Here is a 13,967-nt window from a genome sequence, read left to right as displayed (position 1 = left end):
CTGATGGATTCATGGAGATCACCAGCAGTCTGAGCGAGAGGGCGCCGCAGTCCGCGGCGTTCGACCCACTGCAGATGCTGGACCGAATGGTCTCCACGCTTCAGTCTCTCGAATCGGCGATCGCAAGCCTGCAGGCTTTGCGCGAGTACACCCTCGCCCTCGCGTCGCGGCTGGCGGAGGTGATGATCGACCGGAACATGAACGACGGCGGCGGGTTACCGGGCGCGGGCGCGCTGCGGTGGGACGCGGCGGAGTTGGCGCAGCGTGCGGTGGCGGCCGATATCGCCACTGCCACCCGTACTAACGACCGCACGATTCAGCGCCAGATGGGCCAGGCGGTGGAGCTGCTGGACCGGTTCCCTGTGACTTTCGGAGCCCTCGCGCACGGACGGATCAGCCTGGCTCACGCCCGGGTAATCCAGGAGGCCGGGGCGATGCTGGACGATCCCGAATCCTTGGCCCGGTACGAGTCCGTCGTAGTGGCCTGCGCCGAGCAGCAGGCTCCCAGCCGGGTCCGGCGTCTGGCTGTCCGGGAGGCTGAAAAGCCCAATCCCGAGCTTTTGGCCACCCGGCACGAACGCGCCTGCGAGGAACGCCGAGTCTGGGTCACACCCCTGCCCGGCGGCATGGCTGAGCTCGCCGCGGTCCTGCCCGCAGCCGTTGCGTACGGCATTCACGACAGGCTTACGCAAATGGCCGAAGCACACGCCGACGCCAGCGCAAACCAGGCTTCCGGTCGTCTTGGCCAGCGCACCACCGATCAACGCACTACTGATCAGCGCACCACAGATCAACGCACGACCGACCAACTCCGCGCCGATCTCCTGTCAGAGTTGCTGCTCCGCGGCGTCCCGGCCGCGCACGACACCGCGGACGGGCTCCTCGCAGCCATTATGGCCCGGGTGGATGTCACCGTCCCGGTGCTGACCCTGATTGATGGCGAATCCGACCCGGCCGGAGGCAACGCAGTCGCAGGCAGCCCGGGAGCGGGCAACACCGCCCAGGTCCCGGCCGAGCTGGACGGACGCCACCCCATCGACCCTGCCACCGCACGCATCCTCGCCGGCCAAACCACCGCGTGGAACCGTGTCCTCACCGACCCCATTACCGGCGCAGTGTTGGCCGTGGACAGGTACCGGCCTGGCGAGGACCTCAAACGGTTGCTCACAGCCCGCGACACCCGATGTCGTTTCCCTGGCTGCGGAGTCAAGGCCCGCGAACTGGACCTCGACCACACGCATGACGCCGCACTCGGCGGAACCACCGAAACGGCCAACCTCGCTGGACTTTGCCGGCGCCACCACATGCTCAAGCATCACTCCCGGTGGAAGCTCCGGCAGGCCCGATCAGGGGTCCTCGAGTGGACCAGCCCCACCGGCCGACGCCACACGGATCACCCACCCATGCCCGCGACAAGCACCGATGGCACCGCCAGCAAGCCGCCGCCATTCTGAGGTGCCCCATGCGCCGCTGAATCTCAGCCGTTCGGGTACGCAGCCGTGATCGCCTTCTGTCGCAGGACCGCGAACTGCGCATACATGTCGTGCAGCAGGTAGAGATCGCGGCGACGCGTCCACGGCTGGCCGGATTCGGCGTCGTAGTCTCCGGGCATTTCGACGCCGGCCGGAGCGAAGGCGGTCATGCCGCGGTCGCGGGTGGTCTGGACGCAGCGCTTCACATGGTCGCGGAAGCCGACCACGCCGGCGGTGCCCGAGGTCCCGCGGAGGGCGACCACCTGGGCGGCGACGCCGTCGGTGCTCAGGTAGGTGATGGTGCCGTCCGCGGCGATGACGGGCTCGATCGATGTCACGCCGTCCATGCCGTACTTGCTCCCGAGGAAGCGGGCGATCTCCCATTGGGCGTAGACGGGAACGTCCTTCTCCTTGCGGATCGCCGCGATGGTGTCGGCGAGGGCTTCGTTGACCGGGCCGGGTTCGTATAGGACCGTGGCGGGATCGCCGCCGCCGGCGGGGGCGCGGTTGCCGAAGGCGTAGGCCACGACGTAGTCGATGTTCTCCACAGCGGTGACCGGCGGCTGCCAGTTGAGTCCGATGTCCTGGAGGTGCGGTCCGACGACGGCGGCCGTCGCCGGATCATCGAGCTCGCGGCTGAGGGCGTCGAGCATGAGGCGGGTGAGCTTTTGCTCCTGGGCGGTGTCGGCTGCGGGGCTTGCTTGCGCGGCGCCGGCGGCGAGGAGGGGGAGCGAGGCTGCTGCCGTGGTGGCGGCAGCAGTGGTGAAGAAACGGCGGCGGTCCATGGGGGAGCCTTTCGGTCGGGACGTTGGGAGTGCTCCGGCACCGTAACGATCCCGACTGAACGGCGTTTGAACCGGGGGTAGCTGTGCGGTTCGCGGCGCCGGATTTCGGGTGGCCAGGACACGGCGTGTCGGAGGGCTTCCGATTTCTCATCCGGGCCGCTTTCGTATAGGCTGATACGCGTTGCTTGAACGGCCGCGAACAGCGATAACGGGCAGGCATGGCGGGCTGTAGCGCAGCTTGGTAGCGCACTTGACTGGGGGTCAAGGGGTCGCAGGTTCAAATCCTGTCAGCCCGACCGCAAAGTCCCGGAAACCGATGGTTTCCGGGACTTTTTTGGTTGTGAGATCCTGCGGCAGTCTTCGAGAACCCATGTTATGGGCCCCTCCGTGCCGCTCCAGCGCCGCTGCATTCCGGTAGCCGGTCGCTCGCGCCGGTTGGGCCCGGTTTGGCGTGCAGCCGCTCTATTGATCCGGGACCATCCCGACAGTTGAATGCAGGACCTTAGCCTCTAGCGAATTTGGGACCCACTCGTCAGGATGCTTGTACCGAATCGGCGCCCACCTCTTTCGGGGCGTGGAGAGAACGGCTCCAGAGCGGCCGTTCTTTCGCGCACAGGAGGTCGAAGAGATGACAAACATCAGCCGGCGTCGGTTCTTGGTGTATGGAGCCGGGGTGGGTGCGGCGCTGGCCTTGCCGAGGGCGACAGGGCCGGCGATCGCGGTTGCCCCATCCGGGTTTGAGCTGGAGAAGTTCATCCAGCCGGTGCCGGTACCCGGGGCGGGGATTGTGGTGGCCACCCCGAGCGGTGCGAACCAGTACTCGTTCGTGCAGAGGCAGATCAGCCGACAGTTGCATCCTGAGTTGCCGCCGACGCCGTTTTGGGCCTACGACGACGGGTCCGGGCTTACCGGGCAGGCCGGCTCGTTCGGGATGGCGGTGGTTGCACACAGCGGTACTCCGCTGCAGGTCAGCTATACGCACAACCTGCCGCAGAACTATCCGGCATGGATCCCGGTCGACACCCGGTTGACCCCGCTGGGCAATCAGGTGCGGGTGCTCACCCACTTGCACGGCGGGTTCGTCGCGGGCAGCAGCGACGGCAACCCTGCGGTCACCGCGAACGGGTTCGGCCCAGGCCAGACGCAGACCGTCTACTACCCGAACCAGCCGCCGCAGCAGCCAGCGCAGCTGTTGTGGTTCCACGATCACGGTCTGGGTGCCACGCGACTGAACGTTTTTGCCGGGCTCGCCGCCGCGTACATCATCCGAGACGGGTTCGACACCGGGACCGAGCCCAATCCGATCGGGATCCCCGGAGGGGCCTATGAGATCCCGTTGGTCATCCAAGATCGCAGGTTCAACGCAGACGGGACGTTCCTGTATCCGACCAGCGACATCGGCGGGGTCACCTGGATCGGTGAGTATTTCGGCAATGTGATGCTCGTCAATGGCAAGGTCTGGCCGTTCTTGAACGTCGAACCGCGGCTGTACCGGTTCCGAATTCTCAACGGCAGCAACGCTCGGATCCTCAGCCTCTCACTGGGCGGGGCATCGCTCGTGCAGATCGGCGCAGAGGGTGGCCTTTGGGACCTGCCGGTGCCGGTGAAACGGCTCGTGCTCGCCCCCGCGGAGCGAGCCGACGTGCTCGTGGACTTCAGCGGCTTCGCCGGCCAAACCCTCGTCCTGAGAAACAGCAGGCCCTCCTCACCGGTATCGACCCCCGCTCCGTCGTTGAGCACCGTCATGCAGATCCGGGTCGGCTCAAAGGTGAACCAGCCGGGCCCGAGAACCGTCCCGACCACCCTTCCCGGGCGCAAAGCCGATCTGCCCGCACCGGTCAAGACGCGCTACATCACCCTCAACGAGGTGGACCCGGAGACTGCCGGCTGGTTCCTCAACCTCAACGCCGCACACTTCGGCGAGACGGCGGAGTCGCCCGAGGTGGGCACGGTGGAGGACTGGGTCTACATCAACCTCACGGAAGACACGCACCCCATGCACACCCATCTGTTCATGCATCAGGTGATCGGACGGACCCCATTCAATGTCGACGCCTACCGGGATGCCTACGGCACCAGCACCGGAGTTCCCGGCGGGCTTGATCCGACCCCGTTCGCTACCGGACCGATGGAGCCGCCCGGGCCCGGAGAGCGAGGCTTCAAGGACACCGTCAAGGCCAACCCCGGCTACTTCACCACCATCCGGGGCAAATTCGACTTGCCCACCGGCGTGACAACGCCACAGACGTACGTCCATCACTGCCACATCGTCGAGCACGAGGACAATGACATGATGCAGACTTTCACCGTCGTGGCCTAGGTTTCGCGCCGCGGGTCAAGCCTGAGTGTGGTCACAGGGCAATGCCGGATTCTGTTTCGAGCGGTTGCTGCCCATTGTCGGTGCCGCCCTTCCACTGGGTGCCGGTGATCGTTGAGGCGTCCGCTGGCGGGTTCGGACGAGAGGCGGCCCGGGCGCAGAGTGAGGACTTCGCCCCGTCCTCGAACCATATGGCCTCAGGCGGCTCATGGCCGGACTGAGGAAGCAACGCCCGCTGCGCCACTACGCCCCCTCGCCCTCGTCCAGGAAGCGCACCGCTGATCGGCTCGGACAAGCTCCATCACCCCGCCGGGCTGGAACCCGTCGGCATGGGACTCGAGCAGGAACTGCACCTCGAGCCCCAGCAACGGCTCCAGATAGACGTTCTTGGTCGTGGCCACATGCCGGTGCCGAAGACGCATCCGGACTGCCGGCCCGCTCCGCCTCCCCGTCACCAAGCGAAACCAACCCGACCCAAACCAACCCCCGGCCGTAACCTTGTCCTATGCCTCGTTTCGCCCTTGATATCGACTCGGTCCCCCGTCCCGCTCGCGCCCAAGCCCTTCTGGATGCCGTGAACCAGCGGGTCGTCATCGCCGACGGCGCGATGGGCACCATGCTGCAGGACCGCGAGCTCTCGCTGGAGGATGACTTCCAGAACCTGGAAGGCTGCAACGAGATCCTCAACGACACGCGGCCGGACGTCATCGCGGACATCCACGACGCGTACTTCGCCACGGGCATCGACGCGGTCGAGACCAACACCTTCGGCGCGAACTGGTCCAACCTCTCCGACTACGGCATCGATGACCGGATCGCGGAACTGGCACTCAAGGGCGCCAAGATCGCCCGCGAACGGGCGGAAGAGGCAGAAAAAACAGACGGCCGCACCCGCTGGGTCTTGGGCTCCATGGGCCCCGGCACCAAGCTCCCCAGCCTCGGGCACACCACGTACGACTACCTCAAGCAGACCTTCGCCCTGCAGGCCGAAGGCCTCATCGACGGCGGCGCGGACGCCTTCCTCATCGAAACCAGCCAGGACCTCCTGCAGACCAAGGCCGCCGTCAACGGCTGTAAGCAGGCCATCGTGTCCCGCGGCGTCCGCCTCCCGATCTTCGTCGAGGTGACCGTCGAGACCACCGGAACCATGCTGATGGGCTCGGAAATCGGCGCCGCGCTCACCGCCCTGGAACCGCTCGGCGTCGACGCCATCGGCCTGAACTGCGCCACCGGCCCTGACGAGATGAGCGAACACCTGCGCCACCTCTCCAAGCAGTCCACCGTGCCGATCGCCTGCATGCCCAACGCCGGCCTGCCCATTCTTGGCGCCAACGGCGCGCACTATCCGCTGTCGCCCGCCGAACTCGCCACCGCGCACGAACAGTTCGTCCGCGAATTCGGCCTGGGCCTGGTGGGCGGCTGTTGCGGTACGACGCCGGAACACATGGCCGCCGTCGTCGAACGCCTTGCGCCCTTCCGCGCCGAAGGCGCCGGCGGCCGGGTGCCGAGCGAACAGGACCCCGGCATCGCGTCCCTCTACCAGCACGTGTCCTTCGACCAGGAGTCCTCCTACCTCGCCATCGGTGAGCGCACCAACGCCAACGGCTCGAAGGCGTTCCGCGAAGCGATGCTCGAAGAGCGCTGGGACGACTGCGTCGACATCGCCCGCGAGCAGATCCGCGTCGGCGCCCACCTGCTCGACGTCTGCATCGACTATGTGGGGCGCGACGGCGTCGCCGACATCAAGGAAGTCGTCTCCCGCTTCGCCTCGGCCTCCACGCTCCCGCTCGTCATCGACTCCACTGAACCGCCCGTGCTGCAGGCCGGCCTCGAACTCATCGGCGGGCGCCCGGTGGTCAACTCCGTCAACTACGAGGACGGCGACGGACCGGACAGCCGTTTCGCCCGCATCATGCCCCTCGTGAAGGAACACGGCACCGCCGTGATCGCCCTGACCATTGACGAACAGGGCCAGGCCCGTACCACCGAGGGCAAGGTGGCCATCGCCTCGCGCCTCGTCGACGCCCTGGTGGGCGAATGGGGAATGAAGGTCGAAGACATCATCGTCGACTGCCTCACCTTCCCCATCGCCACCGGCCAGGAAGAGACCCGCCGCGACGGCATCGAAACCATCGAGGCCATCCGCCAGATCACCACGAAGTACCCGGGCATCCAGACCACGCTCGGCGTCTCCAATGTGTCCTTCGGCCTCAACCCGGCCGCGCGCATCGTCCTGAACTCCGTATTCCTGCACGAAGCCGCGGAAGCCGGCCTGACCAGCGGCATCATCGACGCCGCGAAGATCGTGCCGCTCGCCTCCCTCCCGGAGGAACAGCGCAAGGTGGCCCTGGACCTCGTGTGGGACCGCCGCGAATACGACGCCGACGGCAACGTCACGTACGATCCGCTCGCCAGCATGCTGGACATGTTCGCCGGCGTCGACACCGCTGCCCTGCGCGACCAGCGGGCCGCCGAACTCGCGGCGCTGCCCACGGGCGAGCGGCTGCAGCGGCGCATCATTGACGGCGAAGGCAAGGGCCTCGAAGAGGACCTCGACCTGGCCCGCGCCGAAGGCATGACCGCGCTCGGCATCATCAACGACCACCTGCTCGAAGGCATGAAGGTGGTCGGTGAGCGTTTCGGCGCCGGTGAGATGCAGTTGCCGTTCGTGCTGCAGTCCGCCGAGGTCATGAAGACGGCGGTCGCCCTGCTCGAACCGCACATGGAGAAGTCGGATTCCTCCGGCAAGGGCACCATGGTGATCGCCACCGTGCGCGGCGACGTGCACGACATCGGCAAGAACCTGGTGGACATCATCCTCACCAACAACGGCTACAAGGTGATCAACCTCGGCATCAAGCAGCCGATTGCCGACATCATCGCCGCCGCGGAGGAGCACAACGCGGACGTGATCGGCATGTCCGGGCTGCTCGTGAAGTCCACCGTGGTGATGAAGGAAAACCTGGAGGAACTGCAGTCCCGCGGCCTCGCTAAGAAGTGGCCGGTCATCCTCGGCGGTGCGGCGCTGACCCGCGCCTATGTCGAAAGCGACCTGGCCGGGCAGTTCGAAGGCGAGGTCCGGTACGCCAAGGACGCTTTCGAGGGACTGGCCCTCATGGAGCCCCTGGTGCGCGTCGCGCGCGGGGAAGACCCCGCAGAAGTCGGCCTGCCCGCACTCAAGAAGCGCCACCACAAGAAGGGCGGGACGCTCACCCTGACCGAACCGGAAGCCATGCCCGGCCGCTCGGACGTGGCCGCCGACAACCACGTGCCCGCGCCGCCGTTCTGGGGCACGCGCATCGTGCGCGGCGTGGCGCTCGCCGACTTCGCAGCGTACCTCGATGAACGCGCCACGTTCATGGGCCAGTGGGGGCTCAAGCCCGGCCGCGGCGAGGACGGTGCCTCCTACGAGGAACTGGTGGAGCGCGAAGGCCGGCCGCGCCTGCGGTACTGGCTGGACCGCATCCTCGGCGAAGGCATGCTCGACGCCTCTGTCGCCTACGGTTACTTCCCGGTGGTGTCCGAGGGGGAGCAGGTGGTGGTGTTGCACCACGGCGAAGACCGCGACGGCGTCCTCGGCACTGCGGGCCTGCTCGCTCCCGATGGTGGTTCAGGCGGCCCGATCGGCTCCGAGCGCCTGCGTTTCGACTTCCCGCGCCAGCGCCGCGACCGGCACCTGTGCCTCGCCGACTTCGTTCGCTCGCGCGAAGCGGGGCAGGTGGACGTCCTGCCGGTGCAACTGGTGACCGCCGGCAACAAGATCGATGAAGTGACGGCGGAGCTGTTCGCCGGAAACCACTACCGCGACTACTACGAGCTCAACGGCCTGGTCATGCAGCTCACCGAGGCGCTCGCCGAGTTCTGGCACGCGCGCGTCCGCTCGGAGCTGGGCTTCGCCGCCGAGGAGCCGAAGGACAAGGCCGGGCTGTTCAAACTGGACTACCGCGGCGCCCGGTTCTCGCTCGGCTACCCCGCGTGCCCGGACATGGAGGACCGCCGCAAGGTGGTGGAACTGCTGAAGCCCGAACGCATGGGCGTGGTCCTCAGCGACGAACTGATGCTGCACCCCGAACAGTCCACCGATGCCTTCGTCTTCCACCACCCGGAGGCGAAGTACTTCAAGGTCTGAGGTACGTCAGGGCCTGGCAGGACTTCTGACCGGCTTCACCCGCCGCAGGGCGGCGAGAATTGCGCGCCCCACCACACTGATTCCGATGATCGTGGTGGCGGCGCGCAAGGTGTCCCAACCGGCGGTCGAGGTCAGCAGCGAGTAGAGCAGGAAGCTGCTGAGGTTGGTGCCCAGCGGAGCGCCGGGAACATAAGAGATCCCAGTGCCGGCGCCGACAGCGAACGGCCAGAACCACAGATTGGTCAGCAGGCCGAACAGGTAGGACGAGACGATGCCGTAGCCGCACAGCATCCATAGCTCGGCCTTCCCGCGGACCAGGCGGGGGAGCAGGCCGGCCCCGGCGCCCACCCACGCACAGGCGAAAATCTGGAACGGCGACCACGGCCCGATCCCGCCCCACAACGCACTCGAGAGGGCGATCGTCGCGGCGCCCAGGAGCAGGCCGAAGCGGGCGCCGAAAGCACGGCCGGCCAGGATCAGCAGGATAAACACCGCCTCCACGCCCCCGACGCCGGTGCTCGCCACCCGGACCACGGAGCCGACGGCGGCCAGCACCCCGAGCAGTGCGACCGTGTGGGCGGAGCGCACCGAACCGTCGAGGGACACCACGACGGCGACGGCGGCCAGGGGTGCGATGGCCAGCGCGGCGTAGGGGAGTGACGCCGCGGCATCCTCCGGCAGGGCCGCGGCAAGCAGCGGCCAGCAGAAAGACGCCAGGGCCACAAGGTTCGCGGCCGCGAGGACCGTGAGCTCGGTGGCCCGTGGCAAGCGGACGTGCCGCCCCCGCACCGCGGCGCGAAGCTCGGTCTGCGCGTCGCGCGCCCACGCCGGGTCGCGCACCCACACCGAAGCAGCACCCTGTCCGGCGGCAGCCGGCTCCCGGGTGGCGGAAACGGCTGCTTCGGGTGCCGGAACCGGTTCCGGTGAGGGCGCGATGCCGTCGCGCATGGGAAGGATCCGGGCGCCCAGGCCGTGGGCGAAATCGAGGTCGTGGGTGGCGATCAGGACCGCGGCGCCGTCGTCCGCTGCCGCCCGCAGCGCCGCCGAGACCGCTGTGCGAGCCGCGGGATCGAGGCCGCGCGTCGGTTCGTCGATGAGTAGGACGTCCGGGCTGTCGGTGGTCTGCAACGCGATGGCAAGGATCCTGCGCTCTCCCGCCGAGAGGTCCCGGGGATGCTCGCGCTCCATCGGAATCCGGGCGTCGCCCCGTAAGCGGACCAGGCGTGAGGCGGCACCGCCAGAGGCCAGTCCATGCTTTCGCTGCACCCGCCGGTCGGCCGCGCGGAGCTCGGCCGCCACGGTGTCCCTCGTGAAGAGGTCGTCGGAGGCGTCCGGGACCAACGCGGTACGGGCGGCGGCGGCCCGGCCGCCGTCGGGCGTTCCTCCGCGCGTGCCTTCGCCGAGGGCGAGTGCCACGAGCAGGGACGACTTCCCGGCACCGTTCGGCCCCACCAGGGCCACCACCTCGCCGCGGTGCAAGGTCAGGGAGGCGTCGCGCACCAGCGGCTTGCCCGCGCGGTGCACCGAGAGCTGTGTCGCGGTCAGCACGGGTGCGTGCCCAGCAGCCGGCGCGGAAGCCGGACGGGCGGCGGGCGCCGCCGAAGGAGAGGGGGGCATGCCCGGCACCAGGGCGCCGTCGTCGATGCTCCACCACGCATCGGCAACGGGTACAAGGGCTTCAGCCCGGTGCTCCGCCACGATGACGCAGACGCCCGCCTCATGGGCGAGCGTGCTGAGCACCGTGATGACGCGTTCGCGGGCCACGGTATCGAGGTCGGCCAGCGGTTCGTCGACCAGGAGCAGGAGCGGATGCTCGACGACGGCGGCGGCGATGGCCACGAGCGTCGCCTCACCTGCCGAGAGGGTGCTGAGGTTCCGGTCCAGCAGCGCCGTCACACCGATGCGCCCGGCGACTTCCAGCACCCGGGCCTTGGCGTCGCCGGGGGCCACCCCGCGCAGTTCCAGCGCGAGACCGATTTCGTCACGGACCCTGGTGGTGGCGAAAGCGGCGCGTGGGTTCTGGAGGACGACGCCGATGAGGCGGGCAGTGTCGCGTGGCGGGGCGGCGGCCCGGTCAGTCCCGCCGACGCGGACCGTGCCGGAGGTGTCTCCGCCGTCGACGTGGGAAAGGAGGCCGGCCAGTCCCCGCAGGATGGTGGACTTGCCGGAGCCGGTGGGCCCGGTGATCACATTGACGGACCCGGGCGGGGGAGCGAGGTCGGCGACGCGCACCCGCGCGTCGGCAATGCGGAACTCAGCGTTCCGGACGAGCAGGGGCGCCTCGTTGCCGGGGCCGGGCCGGCGTGCTGCCCGGCTCCCGAATCCGCGCAGCTCCAAGGCTGCGGCGACCCGGCTGGCGTGTTCGAGGGTGCGCTCGAGCACGGGAACGAGCGCGCGGGCACCGAAGCGTTCGCCCCGCAGACGGAAGGCCAGGCGCACGGAGCCCACGGCCTCGGAAAGTGCCGGGAGCGCCGCCCAAGCCACCACCAGCATCCGTGCCATGCCCTGCAAAGGGCCGCCACGGGCCAGGACCACGAAGCCGCGGGCCACGTCCACCACGGAGTTGAGCAGGCCGAAGCCAAAGATGATGCCGGCGATCGGCAGGGCGGACACGACTGCCGCCCACAACCCTTCTGCTGTGACCGGGCCGAGGACGATCACATGCGCGTAGGGGGCAGGCAACTGGATAGCCGGCATGTCCAGCCATACCGTGTCACCGGTGCCCGCCCCGTTGAAAAGGATGCGGTAGATGACCCGCGCCGCGATGAATACGGCGGCGAGAGCCGCCCCTGCGCGTAACGGCGCGGGTCGAAAGGTCACGCCTTCGGAGTGGTCGGTGCGCCGTCGACCGCGTAGAGCAGTTCCAGGCTCTGGCCCGGGCTGACCTTCAGGGTGGCGAGGCCTTCCTGGGCGTAGGCCCAGGCGCCCGTGGCCGGCTTGACCCAGACGGACCAGTAGGCGAAGGCGGCGGGCATCTTCTTGCATTCTTCCTTGTACGTGCCGCCCTTGTGGGCGATGTCGAAGTCAGCGGCCGGGACCCCGTTCACGCGGCACACCACTTCCTTCGGGTAGGCCTCGGTGCCTTCTGTCTTCACTTTTGCTTCGTCGAGCACCTTCGAGGCGAGGGTCGGACCGTCCACGGACACGCAGGCGGGGGCCGGATCAGCCGGGCCGTTCTTCAGGGCGCTCGAGTCGATGATGACCTTCACGCCCGTGCAGGGCTCGGACGCGGCGGCGGAAGAAGCCGCAGTCGAGGACGCAGGGGCGGAGCTTGCTGACGGGGTGGCAGCCGGCGTGGAACAGGCGGCGAGGGAAAGCAGGAGACCAGCGGCGGCGAGGGAGCTCGCGGCGGCGGTGCGGAATTTAGTCAATGTCACCTGTCAAGGGTAGGACGTTGCCTGTCCCCGGCTGGAGCCGTGGCGTTGTGTGACGATTTACCCGAGCCTCGCCACGGCCGCAGCCGCGAACGAGTGGTCCTGTTCCGGGGCGCCGCCGCCGACGCCGATCGCGCCCACCAGCCGGCCGTCCCGGTGTACCGGGATGCCGCCGGCGATGAACAGCAGCGGGCGGTCCAGGGCGGTGGCGAGGGTGTGGAACGGGCCGTCGGGCTTCACCGCGTCCACGACGTCGGCCGTTGCCGCGTTCAGCTGCACCGCCGTGTAGGCCTTGCGCGTGCTCGTCTCGCCCGAGATCAGCAGCGCCTGATCGTCCCGGCGGAACGCCAGCAGGTGGCCGCCGGCGTCGAGCACGCTGATGCTGACGTTGACTCCCTCGGCTGCGGCAGCTTCGCGGGCCGTCGTGATCAGCAGTTCGGCGTCCGTTGCGGTCAGGTGGTGTGCAGCCATGGTGTTCTCCTTGTGGATAGGGGGTCGTTAGTTAGTGAGCAGCGACGGCGGATTCGTCGACGGCGGGCGCCTCGGCTTCCGCAGGACGCAGGTCCTTGGCACTCGCCTTGGCGATCACCATGACGAGCAGGGCGGCGGCAGTGATGACCGTGCCGATCCAGATGGGGGAGGTGTAGCCGAGGCCGGCTGCGATGCCGAGGCCGCCGGTCCAGGCTCCGAGGGCGTTGCCCACGTTGAAGGCGCCGATGTTGGCGCCGGAGGCGAGGGTGGGTGCCTGGCCCGCGTAGATCATGATGCGGCTCTGCAGGCCCGGAACAGTGCCGAAGCCGAAGCCGCCCATGAGGAACAGGGCAACGATGGTGGCCGGCTGGGAACCCGCGAACAGGCCGAACAGGCCAAGGACCACGATCAGGGCGGCGATGAAGAAGATGAGGGTCCCGTCGATGGAGCGGTCAGCGAGGCGTCCGCCCAGCCAGTTCCCCACCACCAGGCCGGCGCCGAAGAGCACCAGCAGCCACGGCACGGAGCCGGAGGCGAAGCCACTGACCTCGGTGAGCGTATAGGCGATGTAGGTGAAGGCGCCGAACATGCCGCCGTAGGCGAGGACCGTCACGAGGAGGGAGAGCCACACCTGGCCGGAGCGGAAGGCCTTCAATTCACTGCGGAGGCTGACCTGCACGCCGGACTTCTGCAGCACGGGAACGAGGACCGCTATGCCGATGAAGGCCAGGACGCCGATCCCGGAGATGGCCCAGAACGTGGCGCGCCAGCCGAACTGCTGGCCGATGAAGGTGCCGAAGGGGACGCCGAGCACATTCGCGGCGGTGAGGCCGGTGAACATGATGGCGATGGCGCCGGCCTTCCTGGCCGGGGCGACCAGGCTCGCGGCAACCACGGAGCCGATGCCGAAGAAGGCGCCGTGGCAGAGGGCGGCGATGATGCGGCCGATCATCGCCACACCGTAGTCGCCTGCCAAGGCGGTGAGCGCGTTGCCCACGATGAAGAGCACGACCAGGCTCAGCAGCACGGCCTTGCGCGGGAGCCTGGTGGTGGCCGCCGTCAGCAGCAGGGCGCCGACAACGACGCTCAGGGCGTATCCGGAAATCAGCCATCCGGCGGCAGCCTCGGTCACCGCGAAGTCCGCGGCCACCTCGGGCAGCAGGCCCATGATGACGAATTCGGTCAGGCCGATGCCGAACGCGCCGATGGCGAGTGCGAGTAAGCCGAGAGGCATGAGGGGTCTCCTGTTACACTGGGAAAGTAGTTGCAGGCGCTGGTTATTTCGCCGATGAATATATAGTTGCACACGCAAATAACAAGCGCAAGCAACTACTTTGTGACATGCGTCCCCTGCCTATGCGGGCGCGCTGCCCGGCGCGGAGGCGCAGGCGGCCGGGTATCCCCGGGTATCCTTGGATG

General features: G+C 68.3%; 8 protein-coding genes and 1 tRNA gene. 4 read left to right on the top strand and 5 right to left on the bottom strand.

The annotated features are described in order from the left end of the window. Window positions 1-11 precede the first annotated feature (11 nt). Window positions 12-1,454: an HNH endonuclease signature motif containing protein gene (locus DWV11_RS02450; protein WP_115787312.1), complete on the top strand. Its 1,443-nt coding sequence runs from the start codon at window positions 12-14 to the stop codon at window positions 1,452-1,454. A 23-nt stretch (window positions 1,455-1,477) separates the two neighbouring features. On the opposite strand, the gene DWV11_RS02445 is transcribed toward DWV11_RS02450, so the two are convergent. Then, the gene (locus tag DWV11_RS02445; RefSeq protein WP_115787311.1) at window positions 1,478-2,257 is read right to left on the bottom strand and encodes a hypothetical protein; all 780 of its coding nucleotides are present in this window, start codon (window positions 2,255-2,257) and stop codon (window positions 1,478-1,480) included. A gap of 222 nt (window positions 2,258-2,479) precedes the next feature. On the opposite strand from DWV11_RS02445, the gene DWV11_RS02440 reads away from it, so the two are divergent. The 3 genes from DWV11_RS02440 to metH all read left to right on the top strand — a co-directional run bounded on the left by DWV11_RS02440 (window position 2,480) and on the right by metH (window position 8,703). After that, a tRNA-Pro gene (locus DWV11_RS02440) sits at window positions 2,480-2,553 on the top strand. Between the two features lie 332 nt (window positions 2,554-2,885). Beyond that, on the top strand, window positions 2,886-4,577 hold the full coding sequence (locus tag DWV11_RS02435) for a multicopper oxidase domain-containing protein (RefSeq protein ID WP_115787310.1): 1,692 nt from the start codon (window positions 2,886-2,888) through the stop codon (window positions 4,575-4,577). 502 nt (window positions 4,578-5,079) lie between these two features. Then, complete coding sequence (metH, locus tag DWV11_RS02425) at window positions 5,080-8,703, top strand: methionine synthase (protein ID WP_115787308.1); 3,624 nt, start codon at window positions 5,080-5,082, stop codon at window positions 8,701-8,703. Between the two features lie 6 nt (window positions 8,704-8,709). Here the strand turns inward: metH and DWV11_RS02420 are convergent, their stop codons facing one another. From DWV11_RS02420 to DWV11_RS02405, 4 genes are read right to left on the bottom strand one after another with little or no spacing between them, the layout of a single operon-like run. Beyond that, the gene (locus DWV11_RS02420; protein ID WP_115787307.1) at window positions 8,710-11,523 is read right to left on the bottom strand and encodes an ATP-binding cassette domain-containing protein; all 2,814 of its coding nucleotides are present in this window, start codon (window positions 11,521-11,523) and stop codon (window positions 8,710-8,712) included. Next, a complete protein-coding gene (locus DWV11_RS02415) occupies window positions 11,520-12,080 on the bottom strand; it encodes a hypothetical protein (protein WP_115787306.1) in 561 nt (186 codons plus the stop codon). Before DWV11_RS02415 ends, DWV11_RS02420 begins: the two co-directional genes overlap by 4 nt. Window positions 12,081-12,137: 57 nt before the next feature. Beyond that, a complete protein-coding gene (locus DWV11_RS02410; RefSeq protein WP_115787305.1) occupies window positions 12,138-12,548 on the bottom strand; it encodes a GlcG/HbpS family heme-binding protein in 411 nt (136 codons plus the stop codon). 31 nt (window positions 12,549-12,579) lie between these two features. Further along, window positions 12,580-13,782 (bottom strand): MFS transporter, encoded by a 1,203-nt coding sequence (locus DWV11_RS02405; protein ID WP_115787304.1) that lies wholly within the window; start codon window positions 13,780-13,782, stop codon window positions 12,580-12,582. Window positions 13,783-13,967 lie beyond the last annotated feature (185 nt).

The organism is Arthrobacter silvisoli (assembly GCF_003369445.1).
Taxonomy (GTDB): domain Bacteria; phylum Actinomycetota; class Actinomycetes; order Actinomycetales; family Micrococcaceae; genus Arthrobacter; species Arthrobacter silvisoli.
Note: the sequence above shows the minus strand (reverse complement) of the source record. Positions and strands in the feature narration are given on the sequence as shown.